This window comes from Halomonas sp. ND22Bw (genome assembly GCF_003011945.1).
Classification (GTDB): domain Bacteria; phylum Pseudomonadota; class Gammaproteobacteria; order Pseudomonadales; family Halomonadaceae; genus Halomonas; species Halomonas halophila.
Genome location: NZ_PXWD01000201.1, coordinates 1 through 430, shown reverse-complemented (window position 1 = coordinate 430; position 430 = coordinate 1). Strand labels below are relative to the sequence as shown.

Sequence of the window (430 nt, the reverse complement as noted above, 5' to 3'; positions counted from 1 at the left end):
CGTGGGTCATGGTTACGGGGCTGCAGAAGCCCGGCTGGGGCTGGGTCTGCAGTTAGTGGGCGGCGACGTGGGCCTGGTGCCCGCCGGGGCCGTCCTCCGGCCCTTCCTGCGCCTGGAACCGCAGCTCGAAATTGACCGCGGGGTCGTGGAAACCGGTGATCGCCGAATAGGGGATCACCAGCTTCGACGGCACCTGGTTGAAGCTGAGCCCGACCGAAAAGCGCCGGGCGTCCACCGTCAGGTCCCAGAAACGGTTCTGCAGGACGATCGTCATCTCGTCCGGGAACCGCTCGATCAGGCGGGCGGGAATGTCCACGCCGGGCGCCTGCGTCTTGAAGGTGATGTAGAAATGGTGCTCGCCCGGTAGCCCCCCCGATTCGGCCACCGTCCCCAGCACGCGGCCCACCACCGCGCGCAGGGCTTCCTGCAC

The 430-nt window shown here is 68.1% G+C and carries 1 protein-coding gene; it reads right to left on the bottom strand.

What is annotated here, in order from left to right; all coding sequences use genetic code 11:
* Window positions 1-52: 52 nt before the first annotated feature.
* On the bottom strand, window positions 53-430 hold a 378-nt coding region (locus tag CVH10_RS17685), incomplete at its 5' end, for an SspB family protein (RefSeq protein WP_106489355.1).